21 protein-coding genes are annotated in these 20,961 nt (G+C 65.4%); 15 read left to right on the plus strand and 6 right to left on the minus strand.

The annotated features are described in order from the left end of the window. Positions 1–95: 95 nt before the first annotated feature. From rpsM to ACFTOW_RS17295, 14 genes are all read left to right on the plus strand, one after another. Positions 96–464, plus strand: a complete 369-nt coding sequence (rpsM, locus tag ACFTOW_RS17230; RefSeq protein ID WP_379917991.1) for a 30S ribosomal protein S13 — start codon at positions 96–98, stop codon at positions 462–464. Positions 465–479: 15 nt separating this feature from the next. Further along, on the plus strand, positions 480–872 hold the full coding sequence (rpsK, locus tag ACFTOW_RS17235; protein ID WP_024809790.1) for a 30S ribosomal protein S11: 393 nt from the start codon (positions 480–482) through the stop codon (positions 870–872). Between the two features lie 112 nt (positions 873–984). Continuing rightward, entirely contained in the window at positions 985–2,001 is a 1,017-nt protein-coding gene (locus ACFTOW_RS17240; RefSeq protein ID WP_379917994.1) for a DNA-directed RNA polymerase subunit alpha, read from the plus strand. A gap of 199 nt (positions 2,002–2,200) precedes the next feature. After that, on the plus strand, positions 2,201–2,620 hold the full coding sequence (rplQ, locus tag ACFTOW_RS17245) for a 50S ribosomal protein L17 (protein ID WP_379917996.1): 420 nt from the start codon (positions 2,201–2,203) through the stop codon (positions 2,618–2,620). Between the two features lie 135 nt (positions 2,621–2,755). Beyond that, positions 2,756–4,138, plus strand: a complete 1,383-nt coding sequence (locus ACFTOW_RS17250) for a trypsin-like peptidase domain-containing protein (RefSeq protein WP_379917998.1) — start codon at positions 2,756–2,758, stop codon at positions 4,136–4,138. Position 4,139: 1 nt separating this feature from the next. Continuing rightward, positions 4,140–5,450 carry a replication-associated recombination protein A gene (locus tag ACFTOW_RS17255; protein ID WP_379918000.1) on the plus strand — a complete coding sequence of 437 codons (1,311 nt, stop codon included), beginning with the start codon at positions 4,140–4,142 and terminating at the stop codon, positions 5,448–5,450. A 48-nt stretch (positions 5,451–5,498) separates the two neighbouring features. Further along, complete coding sequence (gene crcB, locus ACFTOW_RS17260) at positions 5,499–5,876, plus strand: fluoride efflux transporter CrcB (RefSeq protein WP_379918002.1); 378 nt, start codon at positions 5,499–5,501, stop codon at positions 5,874–5,876. Then, positions 5,873–6,919: an RluA family pseudouridine synthase gene (locus ACFTOW_RS17265; protein WP_379918004.1), complete on the plus strand. Its 1,047-nt coding sequence runs from the start codon at positions 5,873–5,875 to the stop codon at positions 6,917–6,919. Before crcB ends, ACFTOW_RS17265 begins: the two co-directional genes overlap by 4 nt. Beyond that, positions 6,916–7,599 carry an HAD-IA family hydrolase gene (locus ACFTOW_RS17270; RefSeq protein WP_379918006.1) on the plus strand — a complete coding sequence of 228 codons (684 nt, stop codon included), beginning with the start codon at positions 6,916–6,918 and terminating at the stop codon, positions 7,597–7,599. The genes ACFTOW_RS17265 and ACFTOW_RS17270 overlap by 4 nt, the downstream gene beginning before the upstream one ends. Beyond that, positions 7,596–8,309 carry an ATP12 family chaperone protein gene (locus tag ACFTOW_RS17275; RefSeq protein WP_379918008.1) on the plus strand — a complete coding sequence of 238 codons (714 nt, stop codon included), beginning with the start codon at positions 7,596–7,598 and terminating at the stop codon, positions 8,307–8,309. Before ACFTOW_RS17270 ends, ACFTOW_RS17275 begins: the two co-directional genes overlap by 4 nt. 208 nt (positions 8,310–8,517) lie before the next feature. Then, positions 8,518–9,534, plus strand: coding sequence for an amino acid ABC transporter substrate-binding protein (locus ACFTOW_RS17280; protein WP_379918010.1), 1,017 nt, complete (start codon positions 8,518–8,520; stop codon positions 9,532–9,534). Between the two features lie 132 nt (positions 9,535–9,666). Then, positions 9,667–10,881 carry an amino acid ABC transporter permease gene (locus tag ACFTOW_RS17285; protein ID WP_379918013.1) on the plus strand — a complete coding sequence of 405 codons (1,215 nt, stop codon included), beginning with the start codon at positions 9,667–9,669 and terminating at the stop codon, positions 10,879–10,881. A 1-nt stretch (position 10,882) separates the two neighbouring features. Continuing rightward, on the plus strand, positions 10,883–12,178 hold the full coding sequence (locus tag ACFTOW_RS17290) for an amino acid ABC transporter permease (RefSeq protein ID WP_379918015.1): 1,296 nt from the start codon (positions 10,883–10,885) through the stop codon (positions 12,176–12,178). Between the two features lie 15 nt (positions 12,179–12,193). Next, a complete protein-coding gene (locus ACFTOW_RS17295; RefSeq protein WP_379918017.1) occupies positions 12,194–12,961 on the plus strand; it encodes an amino acid ABC transporter ATP-binding protein in 768 nt (255 codons plus the stop codon). A gap of 18 nt (positions 12,962–12,979) precedes the next feature. On the opposite strand, the gene ACFTOW_RS17300 is transcribed toward ACFTOW_RS17295, so the two are convergent. Genes ACFTOW_RS17300 through argB form a run of 4 tightly spaced genes read right to left on the minus strand, consistent with a single transcriptional unit; the run spans position 12,980 to position 16,146 of the window. Next, on the minus strand, positions 12,980–14,095 hold the full coding sequence (locus tag ACFTOW_RS17300; RefSeq protein ID WP_379918020.1) for an acetoin utilization protein AcuC: 1,116 nt from the start codon (positions 14,093–14,095) through the stop codon (positions 12,980–12,982). A 40-nt stretch (positions 14,096–14,135) separates the two neighbouring features. Further along, complete coding sequence (locus ACFTOW_RS17305) at positions 14,136–14,624, minus strand: SixA phosphatase family protein (protein ID WP_379918022.1); 489 nt, start codon at positions 14,622–14,624, stop codon at positions 14,136–14,138. A 5-nt stretch (positions 14,625–14,629) separates the two neighbouring features. Then, the gene (locus tag ACFTOW_RS17310; RefSeq protein ID WP_379918024.1) at positions 14,630–15,265 is read right to left on the minus strand and encodes a ferredoxin; all 636 of its coding nucleotides are present in this window, start codon (positions 15,263–15,265) and stop codon (positions 14,630–14,632) included. Beyond that, positions 15,262–16,146 (minus strand): acetylglutamate kinase, encoded by an 885-nt coding sequence (argB, locus tag ACFTOW_RS17315; protein WP_379918026.1) that lies wholly within the window; start codon positions 16,144–16,146, stop codon positions 15,262–15,264. Before argB ends, ACFTOW_RS17310 begins: the two co-directional genes overlap by 4 nt. 118 nt (positions 16,147–16,264) lie before the next feature. Here argB and ACFTOW_RS17320 point away from each other — a divergent pair, with 118 nt between their 5' ends. After that, positions 16,265–16,999: an SDR family NAD(P)-dependent oxidoreductase gene (locus tag ACFTOW_RS17320; protein ID WP_379918028.1), complete on the plus strand. Its 735-nt coding sequence runs from the start codon at positions 16,265–16,267 to the stop codon at positions 16,997–16,999. Positions 17,000–17,005: 6 nt separating this feature from the next. Here the strand turns inward: ACFTOW_RS17320 and ACFTOW_RS17325 are convergent, their stop codons facing one another. After that, on the minus strand, positions 17,006–19,366 hold the full coding sequence (locus ACFTOW_RS17325) for a YbcC family protein (RefSeq protein ID WP_379918030.1): 2,361 nt from the start codon (positions 19,364–19,366) through the stop codon (positions 17,006–17,008). A 4-nt stretch (positions 19,367–19,370) separates the two neighbouring features. Next, entirely contained in the window at positions 19,371–20,921 is a 1,551-nt protein-coding gene (locus tag ACFTOW_RS17330; protein WP_379918033.1) for a proton-conducting transporter transmembrane domain-containing protein, read from the minus strand. Between the last annotated feature and the right edge of the window lie 40 nt (positions 20,922–20,961).

Consider the following 20,961-nt stretch of genomic DNA (forward strand, 5'->3'; position numbering starts at 1 on the left):
ACCTCATGATCAGCGATGGCCCGCAGGCGATGCCTCGGGCCTTGTTGTGAAAAAAGGTTCTGGAACTACGGAACCGCAACGAAAGGAAAGATAACGTGGCACGTATTGCCGGCGTCAATATCCCGACCCACAAACGGGTCCCCATCGCCCTGACCTACATCACCGGTATCGGCCCCGCCTCGGCGCGGGCAATCTGCGAAGCGGTGAACATCGACCTGACCCGCCGAGTGAACGAACTGAGCGATGCCGAAGTGCTGGCCGTTCGCGAACATATCGACGCGAATTTCACCGTCGAAGGCGACCTGCGTCGCGAAACGCAGATGAACATCAAGCGTCTGATGGACCTGGGCTGCTATCGCGGTCTGCGCCATCGCCGCAACCTTCCCGTGCGCGGTCAGCGTACCCACACCAACGCACGCACGCGCAAGGGCCCCGCAAAGGCCATTGCCGGCAAGAAGAAATAAGGGAGGGCTGACAGAATGGCACGCGATACAAGACGCGCAGGCAAGAAGAAGGTCTCCAAGAACATCGCCGCAGGTGTGGCTCATGTGAATTCTTCTTTCAACAACACCAAGATCCTGATCTCGGACGTGCAGGGCAACGCGATCGCATGGTCGTCGGCCGGCACCATGGGCTTCAAGGGCTCGCGGAAATCGACTCCCTATGCCGCACAGCTTGCCGCCGAAGACGCAGGCAAGAAGGCGCAGGAGCATGGCATGAAGACCCTCGAGGTCGAGGTTCAGGGCCCAGGTTCGGGCCGTGAGTCCGCCCTGCGGGCGCTGGCTGCCGTCGGTTTCAACATCACGTCGATCCGTGACGTGACGCCGATTGCCCACAATGGCTGCCGCCCGCCCAAGCGTCGGCGCGTCTGATCCAGCAATTTATCGGCTGGGGCTGTGCAGCAGGCACGGCCCCAGTCCGTCATTTTAACCTCGGGCGTTTCGATCTTAAGGACATGGGATCGGGACAGGAATGGAGGGACGCATGATCCACAAGAATTGGGCCGAACTGATCAAGCCGACACAGCTTGATGTCAAGCCGGGCAATGACCCGACCCGTCAGGCCACCGTCATCGCGGAACCGCTGGAGCGCGGTTTCGGTTTGACTCTGGGCAACGCGCTGCGCCGCGTTCTTTTGTCGTCGCTGCAGGGTGCGGCCATCACCTCGGTGCAGATTGACAACGTGCTGCACGAGTTTTCCAGCGTCGCCGGTGTGCGGGAAGATGTGACAGACATCATTCTGAATCTCAAGGGTGTATCCCTGCGCATGGAAGTCGAGGGGCCAAAGCGCCTGTCGGTCAATGCCAAGGGCCCGGGCGTCGTCACCGCCGGCGATATCAGCGACAGCGCGGGTATCGAGGTGCTGAACAAGGACCATGTGATCTGCCACCTCGACGAGGGCGCGGATGTCTACATGGAACTGACGGTCAACACCGGCAAGGGCTATGTCGCCGCCGACAAGAACAAGCCCGAGGATGCGCCCATCGGCCTGATTCCGATCGACGCGATCTATTCCCCGGTCAAGAAGGTCAGCTATGACGTGCAGCCCACCCGCGAGGGCCAGGTGCTGGATTATGACAAGCTAACGCTCAAGCTGGAAACCGACGGCTCGGTCACGCCCGAGGATGCGGTGGCCTATGCTGCGCGCATCGTGCAGGACCAACTGTCGATCTTCGTCAACTTCGACGAACCCGAAAGCGCCACCCGTCAGGACGATGACGACGGGCTGGAATTCAACCCGCTGCTGCTGAAGAAAGTGGACGAGCTGGAGCTGTCGGTGCGCTCGGCCAACTGCCTCAAGAACGACAACATCGTCTATATCGGCGACCTGATCCAGAAGACCGAAGCCGAGATGCTGCGCACGCCGAACTTTGGCCGCAAGTCGCTCAACGAGATCAAGGAAGTCTTGTCGGGCATGGGTCTGCATCTGGGCATGGATGTCGAGGACTGGCCGCCCGACAACATCGAGGATCTCGCCAAGAAGTTCGAGGACTCCTTTTAAGACCGGTGGGTTTCATCCACCCTACGCCAGATCGTAGGGTGGGTGCCAACCCACCACCTGCGCTGCATATGGGCTGTGCATGATCTGTGCATCACATGTGTATCGCAAATCCGGGCATCCGCCCCAAGGAGAGCCGGTGACACGCATCGCTGGCCGGACAAAGCAAAACAGCCCGTAGAGGGCACATAAGGAGACTGACATGCGTCACGCAAAAGGCTATCGCCGCCTCAACCGCACCCACGAACACCGCAAGGCCCTGTGGGCCAACATGGCCGGGTCGCTGATCGAACACGAGCAGATCAAGACCACCCTGCCCAAGGCCAAGGAACTGCGCCCGATCGTCGAAAAGATGATCACGCTGGCCAAGCGCGGCGATCTGCACGCCCGCCGTCAGGCCTCGGCCCGTCTGAAGCAGGAGGCGCTGGTCGCCAAGCTGTTCGACGTTCTCGGCCCGCGCTACAAGGATCGTCAGGGCGGGTATATCCGCATCCTCAAGGCCGGTTTCCGGTATGGCGACATGGCGCCCATGGCGATCATCGAATTCGTTGACCGCGATCTGGATGCCAAGGGCGCGTCGGACCGCTCGCGTCTCGAAGCAGCAGAAGCTGACGAAGACTAAGCCTCTGGCATAGAATGGTATTCAGGCCCTGCCGCACGCGGTGGGGCCTTTTCTTTTGCGCCAGCCGTGTGTGTCGCGTCTTGCAATGAAACCCGCGCCCGGACATATCCATTGGCATGACAAAAGGAGGCCAAGATGCTGCGCAGCCTGCTGATCCTGCTGATCCTTGCCATCCCCGCCGCGGCCGACACCCCGCGCGTGCCGCAAAGCCAGACCGAAATTTCGCTGAGCTTTGCCCCGCTGGTCCGGCAGGCCACCCCGGCGGTGGTCAATATCTACGCCAAGCGCGTGGTCGAATCGCGCTCCAGCCCGTTTCGGAACGATCCGTTCTTTCGTGATTTCTTCCGCGATTTCGCGCCCAGTCGTCCGCGTGTGCAAAACAGCCTTGGCTCGGGTGTGATCCTGTCGGGTGACGGGCTGGTGGTGTCGAATTTCCACGTCGTGGGGCAGGCCACTGACATCCGCGTTGTGCTGTCGGACCGGCGCGAATACAGCGCGCAGGTGGTGCTGGGCGATCAGGAGGCCGATCTGGCCATCCTGCAACTGGACGACGCCACGGACCTGCCCAGCCTGCCCCTGCGCGACAGCGACAGCGTCGAGGTGGGCGAGCTGGTGCTGGCCATCGGCAATCCCTTTGGCGTGGGCCAGACCGTCAGCAGCGGCATCGTGTCGGGGCTGGCGCGGTCTGGCGGCGGGGGCGGCGGCAATGCGCGCGGCTATTTCATCCAGACCGATGCGGCGATCAACCCCGGCAACTCGGGCGGTGCGCTGATCGACGTGACCGGGCGGCTGATCGGGGTGAATACGGCGATCCTGACACGCTCGGGCGGGTCCAACGGTATCGGTTTCGCAATCCCTGCCAATCTGGTGGCCGAATTCGTGCGGCAGGCGCGCGACGGGGCCTCGCGCTTTGGTCTGCCCTGGCCGGGCATCGCGGGGCAGCCGGTCGAGGCGGATATCGCCGCCTCGCTGGGCCTTGGCCTGCCCGAGGGCATCGTGATTTCCGCCCTGCACCCGGCCAGCCCCTTTGCCGAGGCTGGATTTGAGCCGGGCGATATTGTTGCCGAAGTGGACGGCCAGCCGGTGAATTCGGCGCAGGAAATGCTGTTTCGCATGGCGGTCGCGGGTCTGGGCAATTCCGCGCAGGTGACGCGGCTGCGCGACGGGAAGGCGCAGACCGTCGCGGTGGCGATGATCGCCCCGCCCGACGATCCGCCGCGCGATCAGCGCCAGACCGGCGACCGCAGCGCCTTGCCCGGGCTGGTGCTGTCCAACCTGAACCCGGCGGTGATGGCGGAATACAGCCTGCCGATCAGCGCCAGCGGCGTGCTGGTGGACGACCCTGGCCCCTATGGCGGGCGTCTTGGGCTGCGCCCCGGCGACATCCTGCGCGGCATCAACGGTCAGCCGGTGGAGACCACCGCCGAGGCCGAGCGCGCCCTGATCGACGCCACCCGCGCGCTGGCGATCGACGCGCAGCGTGGCAACCAGCGCCTGACCCTGCGCGCAAGGCTGTGACATGAGCGACCTGTTCGATGACGTTCCGGCCCCGGATGGCCCCAAAGGCCCGCGCCCGCTGGCCGACCGGCTGCGCCCGTCGCGGCTGGCCGAGGTGATCGGACAGGATCAGGTTCTGGGGCCAGAAGGACCGCTAGGTGTCATGCTGGCCTCGGGCAGCCTGTCGTCGGTGATCTTCTGGGGGCCGCCGGGCGTGGGCAAGACAACAATCGCCCGGCTGCTGGCGGATGATACCGACATGCATTTCGTGCAGATCAGCGCGATCTTCACCGGCGTGCCCGACCTGAAAAAGGTGTTCGAGGCCGCGCGCCACCGCCATGCCAACGGGCAGGGCACGCTGCTGTTCGTCGATGAAATCCACCGGTTCAACAAGGCCCAGCAGGACGGGTTCCTGCCGCATATGGAGGATGGGACGATCCTGCTGGTGGGGGCGACCACGGAAAACCCCAGTTTCGAGCTGAACGCCGCGCTGCTGAGCCGCGCGCAGGTTCTGGTGCTGAAACGGCTGGAGCTGGCCGATCTGGAACTTCTGGCCCAACGGGCCGAGCGGGAACTGGGCCGCGCGCTGCCGCTGGACGGGCATGCGCGCGAGGCGCTGCTGGAAATGGCCGATGGCGACGGGCGCGCGGCGCTGAACCTGATCGAGCAGGTGGCCGCATGGAAGGTCGATGGCACGCTGGGCACCGATCAGTTGACCACCCGCCTGATGCGCCGCGCCGCGCAGTATGACAAATCGGGGGATGCACATTACAACCTGATCTCGGCCTTGCACAAATCGGTGCGCGGGTCTGATCCCGATGCGGCGCTGTACTGGTACGCGCGGATGCTGGAGGGCGGCGAGGACCCGCGATACCTGGCCCGGCGCATCACCCGCATGGCGGTCGAGGACATCGGGCTGGCCGATCCGCAGGCGCAGACCGTCTGCCTGCACGCATGGGAAACCTATGAAAGGCTGGGATCGCCCGAGGGCGAACTGGCGCTGGCGCAGGCGGTGACCTATCTGGCGCTGGCACCCAAATCCAACGCCGGTTACGTCGCCTACAAGGCCGCGCGCCGGTCGGCCAAGTCCACCGGCAGCGCGCCGCCGCCCAAGCATATCCTGAACGCGCCCACGCAACTGATGAAGGACGAGGGGTACGGCACCGGCTATGCCTATGATCACGACGCCGAGGACGGGTTTTCTGGGCAGGATTATTTTCCCGACGACATGAAGCGCCCGGTGTTCTATCAGCCTGTCGAGCGCGGATTCGAGCGTGAGTTGAAAAAGCGGCTTGACTGGTTCGCCAATCTGCGGGCCAAACGCGGGGGATAATCCCTTGCGGGCTTGACTCTGACCCGGTCAGCGCACAGGAGAGCGGCCATGATCCATACGCTTTGGCAAGTCGCCCTTGGGGGGGGCCTTGGTGCCCTGGCCCGGTATCTGACCGGCGTTGCGGCGCTGCGCGTGATGGGGCCGGGATTTCCCTGGGGTACGCTGGCGGTGAACGTGCTGGGGGCCTTTGCCATGGGGATGCTGGTGGTCGCGCTGGCGCAAAAGGATGCGACCCGGCTGGCCCCGTTCCTGATGACCGGGGTTCTGGGCGGGTTCACCACGTTTTCGGCGTTCTCGCTGGATGCCGTGGCGATGATGGAACGCGGGCAGGTTCTGCTGGCGGGGTTTTATGTGGCGGCATCGGTCGTGTTGTCGCTGGGGGCCATAATGATGGCCATGTCTCTTACCCGTGGGGTACTTCAATGAGCGGTGTTCAAACCGTCACCGTCGCCGATGACGATACCGACCAGCGGCTGGACCGCTGGCTGAAACGGCATTTTCCGCAGGTCACGCAGGGCATGGTCGAAAAGATGTGCCGCAAGGGCGAGCTGCGCGTCGATGGTGGCCGGGTCAAGGCCAACACCCGCGTGATGGCGGGCCAGCAGGTGCGTGTTCCGCCGCTGCCGGACGAGGGCTCGCGCCCGGCGGCCTCGCCCAACGCGCGGGTGTCCGAGGCCGACGCACGGATGATCCGCGATTGCGTGATCTACATGGATGATGACGTGATCGTCCTGAACAAGCCGCCGGGCCTGCCCACGCAGGGCGGCAGCAAGCAGACCAAGCATGTCGATGGTCTGGCCGAGGCGCTGCGGTTCGATGCCGAGGACAAGCCGCGCCTTGTGCACCGGCTGGACAAGGACACGTCGGGTGTTCTGCTTCTGGCGCGCAACCGCGCGGCGGCGCAGGGGCTGACAGCCGCCATGCGCCACAAGGACACGCGCAAGATCTACTGGGCGTTGGTCGCAGGGGTTCCCACGCCTTACCTCGGTGAAATCCGGTTCGGACTGGTCAAGGCGGCGGGGCATGGCGCCAAGGGCGAGGGGGAAAAGATGCTGTGCATCCACCCGCGCGAGATGAACAAGACACCAGGGGCCAAGCGGGCGCATACGCTTTATGCAACGCTGTACCGCGTGGCCAGCCGTGCAAGCTGGGTCGCGCTTGAGCCGCTGACCGGGCGCACACACCAGTTGCGTGCGCACATGGCCGAGATCGGCCATCCGATCATCGGCGATGGTAAATACGGCGGCTCGGGGCAGGAGAACATGGGCGACGGCTGGGGCGCGCAACTGGGCGGCGTGATCTCGAAAAAGCTGCATCTGCACGCGCGCACCATGCGGTTCGAACACCCCGTCACCCGCAAGCCCGTCACCGTGACCGCGCCCTTGCCCGAGCATATGGCGTCAAGCTGGGACACGCTGGGCTGGGCCGAGGATATCGCCGCCGAAGACCCGTTCGAGAGCCTGAGATGAGCGCAGACCTGCGTCTGATCCTTTTCGATGTGGATGGCACGCTGGTGGACAGCCAGGGCGATATCGTCGCCTCGATGACGGTGGCGTTCGACGCGGTGGGCCATCCGGTGCCCGACCGGGCAACGGTGCTGGGCATCGTGGGCCTGTCGCTGGACGTGGCGATGGCGCGGCTGGCGCCCGAACTTGACGCACCGGCGCAGGGCCGGATGGTGGCCGCCTACAAGGACAGCTATGTGGCTTTGCGCGCGACCAAGGGGGCGGCCTCGTCGCCATTGTATCCCGGTGCGGCGCAGGTCTTGCGCGCGCTGGCGGGGCGGGACGATGTGCTGATCGGCGTGGCCACGGGCAAGTCGCGGCGCGGGCTGGATGCGCTGCTGGACAGCCACGGTTTGCGCGGCGTTTTCGTGACCGAGCAGGTGGCCGATCATCACCCGTCCAAGCCGCACCCGTCGATGGTTCTTACCGCGATGGACGAAACCGGGGTGGACCCGCGCGATACCGTCGTGGTGGGCGACACGGTGTTCGACATGCAGATGGCCCGCGCCGCCGGGGCGCATGGCATCGGCGTCGCGTGGGGTTATCATCCCGTGGATGCGTTGCAGGAACACGCCGGGCAGGTGATCGATGATTTCGGCGCGCTGGATGTGGCGCTGAACGGGATATGGAGGGCAGGCAGATGAGCGAGTGGAAAGCCAAGCGGTTCTGGGCCCAGGCGCAGGTTGTCCCCGAGGGTGACGGCTTTGCCGTTCACCTGGACATGCGGCCCGTGCGCACCCCGGCCAAGGCCCCGCTGGTCGTGCCGACACAGGCGATGGCGCAGGAAATCGCCGCCGAATGGGACGCGCAGGAGGGCGAGATCACCCCCCACACCATGCCCTTTACCCGCTCGGCCAATGCCGCCATCGACAAGGTCACGGCGCAACACCCGCAGGTTGCCGACATGATTGCCGCCTATGGCGACGCCGATCTGCTGTGCTATCGCGCCGATGCGCCGGCGGAACTGGTCGCGCGGCAGGCCCAGGGGTGGGACCCGCTGCTGGACTGGGCCGAGGCAGCGTTGGGCGCGCGCCTTGGCGTGGCGCAGGGCGTGATGCATGTGCCGCAGCCCTCAGATGCGCTGACGCGGCTGCGTGGTCATGTGCATGATCTGGATGCCTTTCGCCTGACCGCCTTTCACGATCTGGTGAGCCTTTCCGGCTCGCTGATCCTGGGGTTTGCCGCCGCGCGTGACCACCTGACGCCGGATGACGCCTGGGACCTTTCGCGCATCGACGAGACATGGCAGGTTGAGCAGTGGGGCGATGACGAAGAGGCTGCGGAACACGCCGCGATCAAGCAGGCCAGTTTTTTCCACGCCAAGCGCTTTTTCGATTTATGCGGTGCCGTCTGAACGCGCAACTGTTGGGCGTTGCCCTTGAGTAAGCCGGTCTGACATATCATTTTTGGCGATAGGTCACTTGACCTTTAGCGATGAATCCCGCCAAACTTGATCCACTGAATGGGGAAGATCCCTTAAGCAGTTTCGCCTGCGGTCCCGAAAATCGGAACCGTACAAACCCGATTTGTACAGACGGGCGGACAATCAGGAAGAGGTAAAGATGACAAAAAACGTATTTCTTGGCGCGCTGACAGTCGCTGGTCTGACGGCGGGTGCCGCCGCTGCTGCGACGCTGGACGATGTCAAGGCACGTGGAACGCTGAACTGTGGCGTGACGACCGGTCTGGTGGGCTTTGCGGCCCCCGACGCCAATGGCGAGTGGGAAGGGTTTGATGTTGCCGTCTGCCGCGCTGTTGCGGCTGCCGTGCTGGGGGACGCATCCGCTGTCGAGTTCGTGCCGACCACGGGCAAGACCCGCTTTACCGCGCTTGCATCCGGCGAGATCGACATGCTGGCGCGCAACACCACCTGGACCTTTTCGCGCGATGTCGATCTGAAGTTCGAATTCGTCGGCATCAACTACTACGATGGCCAAGGCTTTATGGTCCCGAAAGAGCTTGGCGTGTCCTCGGCCAAGGAACTGGACGGGGCAACCGTCTGCATCCAGACCGGCACCACGACCGAGCTGAACCTGGCCGATTACTTCCGTGCCAACAACATCAACTACGAGCCGGTTCCGATCGAAACCAACGCCGAGGCGCAGCCGCTGTATCTGGAAGGCGCATGTGACGTCTACACGACGGACGCATCCGGTCTGGCCGCGACACGTGCCGCGTTCGAAACCCCGGGTGATCACGTCATTCTGCCCGAAATCATCTCGAAAGAGCCGCTGGGCCCGTTGGTCCGTCACGGTGACAACGAGTGGGGCGACGTCGTGCGCTGGACCCTGAACGCCCTGATCGCCGCCGAAGAGCTGGGCGTGACCTCGGCCAATATCGACGAGATGGCCGGCGGTACCGACAGCCCCGAGGTCAACCGTCTGCTGGGCACCGAAGGGACCCTGGGCGAGATGCTGGGCCTGGACAACGAATGGGCCATGCGCGCCATCAAGTCCGTGGGCAACTATGGCGAAGTGTTCGAAGAGCACATCGGCGAAAGCACCCCGATCGGCCTGTCGCGTGGTCTGAACGCACAGTGGACCGATGGTGGCCTGCTTTACAGCCCGCCGTTCCGGTAACCTGACCTTTGAAAGGGCGCGGTCAAACCGCGCCCTTTCTGTATCCTCACAGAACATACGTTTCGTCCCTGTCTAAAAAGACGCAGCCGCTGCGCGGACAGGACCAAGACGAACAGTCCAGGGAACATAGATATGGCGACGTATTCCGATCCGCCGGCCGAGACGTTTCGCCTGTCTCAGCTGGTCAACGACACCCGCTATCGATCCTACACATTCCAGTTCCTGGCGCTGATTGCCCTGTTCGCGGCAATGGCCTTCCTGCTCAGCAACCTGCTGTCGAACCTTGCCGCTGCGGGGCTGAACATCAGCTACGGGTTTTTGGCCGAACCTGCGGGCTATGATATCAACCAGCGCCTGATCGAATACGACAGTCAGTCCAGCCATCTTCGCGCCGCGATCGTCGGCGTGCTGAACACGCTTCTGGTGGCCTTTCTGGGGTGCCTGATGGCGACGCTGATCGGGGTTGTCGTGGGCATCCTGCGGCTCAGCCCGAACTGGCTGATCCGCAAGCTGATGTCGGTCTATGTCGAGATTTTCCGCAACGTGCCGGTGCTGGTCTGGATCTTGATCATCATGGCGATCTTTACCGCCGTGCTGCCGCAGCCGCGGGATTTCCGCGGCGAGAGCCCCGAGGCGTCGATGCTGTTCGGGATGTTCGCCTTTACCGGGCGGGGCTTTTATGCGCCGCTGCCCGTGTTCGGCGCAGGCTCGGCTGTGGTGGTCGGCGTGTTTGTCGCATCGATCGGGGGCATCTTTGCCTACCGCCGCTACGTCAAGCAAAAGCTGTTCGACGAGGGTAAGCTGCTGCCCGTTTTTTGGCCGTCTGTCGCGTTGTTCTTCGTACCGGCGATCCTTGCGTATTTCGCAATGGGCCGCCCGATCACGATGGAATATCCCGAACTTGCGGGCTTCAACTTTCAGGGCGGCATCTTCGCGCGCAACTCGCTGATTTCGCTTTGGTTCGCGCTGTCGATCTACACGGCGGCCTTTATCGCCGAAACCGTGCGCGCCGGTATCCTTGCGATCTCGCGGGGCCAGACCGAGGCGGCGGCGTCGCTGGGCCTGCGTCCGGGACGGATCATGAACCTTGTGATCCTGCCGCAGGCGCTGCGGGTGATCATCCCGCCGCTGATCTCGCAATACCTGAACCTGACCAAGAACAGCAGCCTTGCCATCGCGGTCGGTTACATGGACCTGACCGGCACGCTGGGTGGCATTACCCTGAACCAGACCGGGCGCGCCATCGAATGCGTGCTGCTGCTGATGCTGTTCTATCTCACGATCAGCCTTGCCATCTCGGCGGTGATGAACGTCTACAACAACTCCGTGAAGCTCAAGGAGCGCTGAGATGAGTGATACACATGCTCGATCCATCGCCTATGTCCGCGACACGATGTTGCCCGAACAAGCCCCGCCCGCGTCGCAGGCAGGCGTTATAAGATGGATGCGCGAGAACCTGTTTCCCGGCCCGATCAACACCGTCATGACGCTGCTGGCGATCTATTTCATCTACCAGATCGTCGTGGGCGCATTGCCGTGGTTCTGGAACGGGGTCTGGACGACCTCCAGCCTGTCCGAATGCCGCGAGGTGTTGCAGGGCGCGACGGGCGGCTGTTTCTCGGTCCTGACCGAGCGCTGGAACCAGCTGCTGTTTGGCTTCAGATACCCGTCCGATCAATATTGGCGTCCGTTGCTGGCGATGATCCTGCTTCTGGTCGCGATCGCACCGGTGCTGTTCTTCAACCTGCCGCGCAAGATGCTGATCATGACCGGCCTGTATCCGTTCGTGGCCTACTGGCTGATCTGGGGCGGCACGATCCTGACCCCGCTTGCGATCCTTGTGGCCTTTGTCGCGGGCGTCATGGTGTTCCGTCGGCTGGAATGGTCTGGCGTTGTCATGGCCTTGCTGGCGGGTCTTGCCACGATTGTCGTGGTGGCGTGGCTGGGCGGCCTGCTGGCCGCGGCCGCCCCCGGTGTGCTGGCGTTTCAGCCGGTGAACAGCCGCGATCTGGGCGGGTTCATGCTGAACATGATGCTGGGCACGGTCTGCGTCTCGCTGTCGCTGCCCATCGGCATCCTGCTGGCGCTGGGGCGGCAAAGCTCGATGCCGATCATCAAGTGGATCTGCGTGATGTTCATCGAGTTCATCCGCGGCGTGCCGCTGATCACCCTGCTGTTCGTGGCCAGCGTCGTGCTGTCGTATTTCTTTCCGCCGGAAAGCAATATCGACCTGTTCATCCGCGTGGTCATCATGATCACGGCCTTTGCCTCGGCCTATATCGCCGAGGTGATCCGGGGCGGCCTGGCCGCGCTGCCAAGCGGTCAGTACGAGGCGGCGGACAGCCTGGGGCTGGATTATGCGCAGTCGATGCGGCTGATCATCCTGCCGCAGGCCCTGAAAATCTCGATCCCCGGCATCGTCAACGTGGCTGTGGGCCTGTTCAAGGACACCACGCTGGTCTCGATCATCTCGATGTTCGACCTGGTTGGGATGATCCGCGGCCCGATCCTGGCCTCGACCGCATGGAACGGCGTGTATTGGGAGCTTTGGGGCTTTGCCGTCGTGATGTTCTTTGTCGTCTGCTACGGGATTTCACAGTATTCGCAGTGGCTGGAGCGTCAGCTGCAGCGCGATCATCGTTAAGAAAGGGCGTGTTTCATGGCTGAACAGGCAAAACTTCAAGTCTCGGACGAGGTGGCGATCACCATCGAGGGCATGAACAAGTGGTTCGGGACGTTCCACGTTCTGCGCGACATCAACCTGTATGTGAACCGGGGCGAACGGATCGTGATTGCCGGGCCGTCGGGGTCGGGGAAATCGACGCTGATCCGCTGCATCAACGCGCTGGAAGAGCATCAGAAGGGCCGGATCGAGGTGGATGGCACGGTGCTGTCCTCGGACATCAAGAACATCGACAAGATCCGGTCAGAGGTCGGGATGGTGTTCCAACACTTCAACCTGTTCCCGCATCTGACCATTCTGGAGAACTGCACGCTGGCCCCGATCTGGGTGCGCAAGACGCCCAAGCGCGAGGCCGAGGAAATCGCGATGCATTTCCTGGAAAAGGTCAAGATCCCCGAGCAGGCGGACAAATACCCCGGCCAGCTTTCGGGCGGTCAGCAGCAGCGCGTGGCGATCGCCCGGTCGCTGTGCATGAAGCCCCGGATCATGCTGTTTGACGAGCCCACATCGGCGTTGGACCCCGAGATGATCAAGGAGGTGCTGGACACCATGGTCAGCCTCGCCGAGGACGGCATGACCATGCTGTGCGTCACCCATGAAATGGGCTTTGCCCGGCAGGTGGCGCACCGGGTGATCTTTATGGATCAGGGCCAGATCGTCGAGCAGAACGAGCCCGAAGAGTTCTTCAACAACCCGCAGAGCGAGCGGACCAAGCTGTTTCTCAGCCAGATCCTGGGCCACTGAGTCTGGCCCACTGAACCGCTACACCCAGATGCGCTGCCGGGCCTGCAAGATTTGCACCCGGCGGCGCAGGTCGTCTGGAATAGCGCCATGACGCGGGGCATCGCGGATCGTGTCGATCAGGTAATCGGGCCTGTCCCCGCGCCGCCGCGTCCATGTCAGCGCCGCCAGCACCGCCCGTGCGGGTTCGGGCAGCCGGTCGGGGATTTCATGCCCGTTCAGCGTGGCCCAGACGCCCGACCACAGCCGCCCCACCGTCCACGGATTGTAGCCGCCACCGCCCAGCACCAGCAGGCGCGGGGACAGGTCGCGCAGGGCCGCGACGCAGGCCCAATGCGCGTTGTTGGACAGGGCCAGCCGTGACAGCGGATCTTCGGTCACCGCGTCGGCTCCGCATTGCAGCACCAGCGCCTGTGGCCGGAAATCGGCCACGGCGGGCAGGATCACCTGCTCCAGCGCCATGGCAAAGCCGCTGTCATTCGTGCCACGCGGTAGCGGCAGGTTGATCGCCTGCGCGCCCGCCCGATCCTCCAGCGCGCCGGTAAAGGGCCAGCGGCGTTCCTCGTGCGTGGAAATCATCAGCACGCGCGGATCACCGTCAAACGCCGCCGCGACGCCGTCGCAGTGATGCGCGTCGATATCCACATAGACCACGCGGGTCAGCCCCTGCGCCAGCAGCGCCTTGATGGCCAGGACCGGATCGTTGAGATAGCAGAACCCGCCTGCATGATCGGCCATGCCGTGATGGGTGCCGCCCCCGGGGTTATGGACAACCCCGCCCTGCGCGATCAGATCAGCCGCCAGCAGCGATCCGCCCGCCGCTGTGGCGGGGCGGCGAAACATCTCGGGGAACACCGGGTTGGACAGGGTGCCGATCTGGTGGCGGTCGCGGGTGGCAGGATCGACAGCACCTGCCGCCTCGGCCCGTTGCAGGGCGGTGATATAGGCGGGGGTGTGAAACGCCTGCAAGGCCAGCGGTTTGGCACGCGGGCTGGTGCGATACTGCGCGCGCGGCAGCCAGCCCATGGCGCGGCACAGGTCGATGACCGTGGGCACGCGCGGGATCGCCAGCGGATGCTGCACGCCATAGCTTGATCCGCGATAGATCTCGGACCCGATGAAAACCGGTTGCATCATGGCCCAAGGATAGGCCGTGCAGTGCGGCGGGAAAGGCGGCTCAATCAGTCAGGTCGCGGGGCACGATGAAATCCACCACCTGCCCCGTGCCGGGGGTCACCTCGGGCCAATCGGCCACGTCGAAATCGGCGACCAGCGTGGCGCAGGTGGGATAGTCGTGAAACCGCGGATGATCCGGCGTGGCGCTGACCAGATCCTGCGCGAATTCCGCGATGCCCGGATTGTGGCCGATCATCAGAATACAGCTGCCCTTGCCCCCGCGCAGGATGTCCAGCATGTCCCACGGCTCGGCATGATACAGCCGTGACACGTAGTCCACAGGCGCGGTCAGGGCCAGCTCGTCCAGCGTTTCGCGCGTGCGTGTCGCGGTCGAGCACAGAACCTCGTCCGGCAGATAGCCGTGCAGGCGCAGCCAGTCGCCCAGTGCGATGGCCGAGGCCTGCCCCCGCGCGTTCAGCGGGCGGTCATGATCGGGCGTGGCAGGCCCCGACCAGTCGGACTTGGCGTGGCGCATCAGGATCAGGCGCATCGGGTTCATCCCCCAAGGAAAGCGGCCATGTGAAACCCCGATTGTGCCGGGTCACGGCCAAACTCTTGTGACACGGGGCAGGCGCGGCGCACAAGGCATCCCGCGCGCAGGCACTCGGCCCCGTCGGGGCTGGCAATGTGCGCCTTGCAGGCCGCCACGTCATAGGGCGCATCGGCACGCAGCGCGCCGACAGGGCAGGCGGTGACGCAGGGGCGGTCGCAGGGTGTGCAAGGGTTGGGCGCAGGGGCGGGCAGGGCGATCCGCCCCGGCCAGATCAGCGCGCCGCGAAACGAGATCATCATGCCCGCGCGGTCATGCACCAGCATCCCCACCGGGCTTTGATGGCTTTGGCCGCTGTCCAGCGCCCACCGCAGAAACGGCTCATAGGGTGGCCCGCCGAAAGGAAACACCGCCTGCGCCCCCAGATCCCGTGCCAGCCCCGAAACAATGCGCGTCGACCAGCGGTTCAGCGGGTCAGCCGCGCCATCGCTGTATTCCGGGCTGGCGGTGAACACCGGCCAGAAATCCGGGCCCGCCCCCACAAGGATCAGGCTGCGCGCCGGGTCCTCCAACGCAACGCCGCCCATCGCGATCAACCCGTGCGGGGTCAGCGCATCTGCGATGGCAGCATGGTCGGTCACCGGCGCGGCGGCAGATTGTTGGGCCGGATGAGCGAGCCAGAGCCGTGTTCGGTGAACAGCTCCAGCAGGCAGGCATTGGGCACCCGCCCGTCGATGATCACCACCCCGCGCACGCCCTGCGCGATTGCTTCAAGCGCGGTCTGGGTCTTGGGGATCATGCCACCGGCGATAACCCCGTCGTCCGTCATGCGCCGGACCTCCTCGGGGGTCAGTTCGGTCACCACCTCGCCTGCGGTGTTCTTGACGCCTGGCACATCGGTCAGCAGCAGCAGGCGGTCGGCCTGCAAGGCGCCCGCGATGGCCCCGGCAGCCGTGTCGCCATTGACGTTGAAGGTTTCATTCTCGCCAAAGCCGGTGCCAAGCGGGGCGATCACCGGGATGATATCGGTGGCGAACAGATCGCGCAGCACCTGCGGGTTCATCTGCACGGGCCGCCCGACAAAGCCCAGTTCGGGGTCGTCGGGTTCGCAGACCATAAGGTTGGCGTCCTTGCCCGACAGGCCCACGGCACGGCCGCCCTGATCGTTGATCGCCTGCACGATGCGCTTGTTCACCAGACCCGACAGCACCATCTCGACAACCTCGACCGTGGCCTTGTCGGTCACCCGCTTGCCACGCACGAAGCTCGATTCGATGCCCAGCCGCGCCAGCATGTCGTTGATCATCGGGCCGCCGCCATGCACCACCACCGGGTTCAGCCCGACATGGCGCATCAGCACGATATCGCGGGCAAACTCCGCCATCGCGTCATCGTCGCCCATGGCATTGCCGCCGAATTTCACCACCACGATGGCCCCGGCATAGCGTTGCAGATAGGGCAACGCCTCGGACAGCGTGCGGGCGGTGGCAATCCAGTCGCGGTTCATGGTCTGCTTTCTCATCTGGGACGTCCCTTTCGACGGCCTTTGGTAGCGCCTGCCGCCCCCGGTGCCAAGTGCGCGTTGCAGTGGCGTGGCGCGGTGTTAGGGTGTGCGCCATCAGGCACAGGAGCAAAGCGTGATGAGCGAGCGGCAAAAGACATTGTTGTTGACCGGGGCCAGCCGGGGAATCGGCCATGCCACGGTGCGGCGGTTCAACCGCGAAGGCTGGCGCGTGATCACCTGTTCGCGCCAACCCTTCCCCGAGGAATGCCCCTGGGGCGGTGGTGAGGAAAACCATGTTCAGATCGACCTGGCCAACCCCAGCGACGTGATCGAAAAGGTCGAACAGATCCGCGGGCGGCTGGATGGCAGGCTGGATGCGCTTGTCAACAATGCGGGTATTTCCCCCAAGGGCCCCGAAGGCGAGCGGCTGAACACCCTGACCACCGACCTGCGCACCTGGGGTCATGTGTTTCACGTCAATTTCTTTTCCTCGGTCGTGCTGGCCCGCGGCATGATGGAGGAGCTGGCCGCGGCCAAGGGGGCCGTGGTCAACGTGACCTCGATTGCCGGGAACGAGGTGCATCCCTTTGCCGGTGCCGCCTATGCCACGTCCAAGGCCGCGCTCAAGGCGCTGACGCGCGAGATGGCGCATGATTTCGGGCCGATGGGCGTGCGGGTCAACGCGATCGCCCCGGGCGAGATCGAAACCGCGATCCTGTCGCCGGGCACGGACAAGCTGGTCGAGCAGTTGCCGCTGCGCCGTCTTGGTCAGCCCGAAGAGGTGGCCGCCACGATCTATTTCCTGTGTTCGCCAGAAAGCTCGTACATTTCCGGGACCGAGATCGAGATCAATGGCGGTCAGCACGTGTAAGACGGATCAGGCCACGCGGGCCTGATCCTGCTGGGCCGCAAAGGGCTGCCATGCGCCGCGTTCGTAACGCTCCACGATCGCGCCTGCATCATCCATCCGCAGCAGCGCCAGCCAGCCGTTGTCGAACAACTCGCGCAGGCCCGCGTGGCGCGTCAGCACGGCGCTGATGGCATGGGCCGGCGCGGCCATCACCACCGACAGCCGGTCTGGGGTATGGCGCAGGGCGTCGCCGTCATGCACCGATTGCAGCGGCAGACCGGCGCGCAACAGGCCACCGTTGCCTTCGACCACGCCGATACCGCCGGTGACATTGTGGAGCAGCTTGTTGCCCGCGCCAAAGACCTGCGGCGCGACGGACGAGCCGTAGTATTGCAGCGAAATCCAGCTTGCCACCACCACCGGCGCGGTCAGGATCAGTTCCAGCGTGGCGAAATCGCGGTCGGCCTGCCAGTCATAGTCGTGCAGAAACACCCGCCCGCCCAGATCGCTGCCCGCCGTGGCGCGGCGCGGGGCCGCCACAAAGGCGTTGCAGCCTGCCAGCCCCCATTCGGGCCGCAACTCGGCCCAGTCACCGCCGCGCGAGGGCAGGGTTGCCGCCGTGCCACGCGGCAACAGGGCCGCGCGCTCCCCCCGCGCGGCCTTGCCGGCCAGTTTCAGCGCGCTGCGCAGGCGTGCCAGATCGGGCGCATGCGTGCCGCCCTTGGGCGCGTCGAACAGCGTGATCGCATCCGACACCGTGTCGTGCAACCCCGCCACGAACAGCGTATCCTTTGGCAGGGTGATCCCCTCGGCCAGCAGCCCATCGCGCACCTCTGCATCGCTCAGCAGCGCGGCCAGCAGGCGCGCGTTCACATCGCCCGCATGGCCACCACAGGCCCCGCATTGCAGCGCGCTGCCGTGGGGGGCGTTGGTCACCGTGGCCCCATGCCCCGCGATCAGGATCAGCCGCGCAAACCCGTCCGTCAGCGACATGGCGCGCAGGACGGCCGCTGCGGCGGCAACGCGGTCGGGCAGCGGCAGGTCGATCTGCGGTGCCGGGTCGATGGGCGCCGATCTGGGCCGGGCCTGCGTGTCGCGCAGCAGCTTGGCGATGTACAACGGGCCAGCCGCCTCGACAAAGGCAAAGGCCGAGACGGCGGCCATCTTGAACCGGCCCCAGGCCCGTGTGCCGCGCCGCGAAATGCGGGTGGCGGTTTCGGTCACCGGATCGGCGGCGCTGGTGCGCAACCCGGGGCGCAGCAGCACCGGCGCGCGCGCCTCGGTCACGTCAGAGCCGTGGGACTGATGCGTGGTGGCCAGACCGAAAAAGCCCGCAAAGCCCTTGGTGCGGATGCCGGTGTCGGCCTGCTCCAGCGCGCGGCGGACCACCTCGGACCGGACATCGATGCAGAACGCGGCCTGAATGGCGGGGCGGTCGGTGTCGCCGGTCAGCGATGGCACGATCCGAGCGGCCAGCGCGCGTTCCGCTGCCCGATCCGAGGCGTCCTGCAGGGCCGCGTCAAGCAGGTCATCCCGCGATGGCGTAACCGGGGCGCCGTAGCTGGCCAGCACAGCCTGCCAGTCGTGGCGCAGGTCTGCCCCGAAACGCTCCAGCAACGCCGCCTCCCACACCAGCCGGATGGTCAGCATCTGAAAAAGGGTGTCATCGGTGCCGCCGTCCCGCTCGGCCAGCCAGCCGATGTGGCGGGCGTACTGCCCCCAGCCTTCCAGCGTCATCAGCAGGCGGTGGAAACAGACCGGGGCAGTCGCGGGTGTCAGGCCCAGAGCCTCGCAGGCGTCCAGAAAGGCCAGTCGCGGATCGCCTGACAGGTTGGCGACATGGGCGGCGAAGCCTGACAGACCGGCGATGCCCGGGGTCAGATCGCGGCTGGCAAACGCCTTCCACGCGGCAAAGGCGGGCATGTCGGGCGCGGGCCAGAACGCCTGCCCCTTGTCGAAATGCACGGCGGCCCATGTGCCGATGCGGTCGGCCAGAAACTCGGGCCAATCGACGCCGGTTGCCGCCTCGGCCAGTTCCGCAACCGTCGGCAGGGCGCTTGGCGTGGGGGCTGGCTGCATCGCTGCGTTGCGCAGGTCGTGCGCGGTGACCCCGTGCGCGGCAGCGGCGGCGGTCAGGTCGTCCTGCGTGATCTGGCCCGTGGCGATCCGTGCGGCATAGCCGCTCCGCGCCGGAAAGATGCGCAGGCCGGCCACCCTGGCCATGCGCGCGGCGGTCTGTGCGCGCGGCGCGCCGGTCTGCCCAAGGAATGGGTTGACCACCACGGTCGCCGCCAGCGGAAAGGCCGGGGGGATTTGCGCCACGGCGTCCTGCGCGGCCGCGAACAGCTCCAGCGCGGGGCCGGGAAAATTCAGGTTCGGTGCGGTCATTCTCTTATCCTTTCGTTGCGCGCCAATGGCCGGTCAGCCGATCGGTCAGGGCGTTGAAATACAGACCGTTCATCAGATGAACCCGCATGCCAGTTGCCGCCGGGTGCCCGGCCCAGAGCGGGAATGTCGCCTGCGCCACCGCCGCCAGCCCAAAGCTGGCAAGCGCCAGAACGATCGCCGCCCAGATCAGCCCGTCAGGCTGCGGCGGGGCGGGCAGGGTGCCCGCCGACAGGGCCACTGCGCCGGTTTGCAGGGTGAAATAGGCCAGCGTCGCTGCCAGCGACATCGCCGCCGTGCGCCATGTCAGGGGCCACGGGGCCAGGTCGGCCAGACCCTGCGCGATCAGATACGCCACGCCAAAGATCAGGATCGCCCCCAGCGCCACCACCTGCGGCGGCTTGGACAGAAAGCCAAAGCCCAGGCCCACAGCGACATAGATGCCAAGGGCGATGGCAAAGGCGCGGCCAACTGCGGCCAGATCCGGCACCGCCACAGGGCCGGGGCGGCGGATCGCGGCCACCTGCTCGACCGCGCCGCCTGAGGCCAGAAAGGCATGCGCCTTGTACAGCGAATGCGCCACGATGTGCAGCAGCGCCAGCGGGAACAGCGCCAGACCGCATTGCAGCACCATGAACCCCATCTGCGCACAGGTGGACCAAGCCAGCGCGGTCTTGACCGCCGGTTGCGTCAACGCCACCGCTGCCCCCACCAGCGCGCTGAACCCGCCGATCAGTGCCAGCAGGGCCAGCACGCCCGGGGACGCTAGCAGCACATCGGCAAAGCGGATCAGCAGGAAGCCACCGGCATTCACCACGCCCGCATGCAGCAGGGCGGATACCGGGGTGGGGGCCTCCATCACCTCGGTCAGCCAGCCGTTCGTGGGGATCAGCGCCGATTTGAACACCGCCGCCACCGCCAGCAATGTCGCGGCCAGCCAGATCGTGCCGGGCACCTCGCCCTCGCTTGCGGCCTGCGCAATCGTGGCGATGTCAGCCGTGCCGAAACCGGTGATCATGATGGCCGCCGCCCCCAGCAAGGCGCCGCTGCCGATGAGTCCGCTTATGGTTTTCTTCCGTGCGGCGCGCTGTGCGCGGGGGCGGTCGGGATAGAACAGCAAAAGCCGGTGCAGACCGACGCCGATGGCCACCCAGGCCAGCATCAGTTGCACCAGATTGCCCGCGCTGACCAGCAGCAGCACACAGGCCAGCGTGGCCGACATGGCCGCCATGAACCGGGCCTGACCGGCCTCGCCATCCAGCGCGGTGCGCGAAAACCGCAGGACGATCCAGCCGACAAAGGACACGGTCAGCAACATGGCGACCGACACGATGTCGATGCGCACCGACAGGCCAAGACCGGCGATGCCCAGAACCGGGCTGGTCACAGGGCCATGCGCTGCCAGCGCCGTGGCTGCGCCGATGGCAAGCCCCACGGCCAGCAAAGCGGCATATTCGGGCAGGCGCAGCCGCGTGTCCGCGCGCGGCACGGGGCGGCGGATCAGATCCAGCGCCACCAGCAGCAGCGCAAGCGGGGCGATCAGGGGCAGCAAGGTCATTCATCCCTCCATCCTTGGGTGTTGGACCGAGTTAGCTGCG

This window comes from Lacimonas salitolerans (assembly GCF_042677865.1).
GTDB lineage: Bacteria > Pseudomonadota > Alphaproteobacteria > Rhodobacterales > Rhodobacteraceae > Lutimaribacter > Lutimaribacter salitolerans.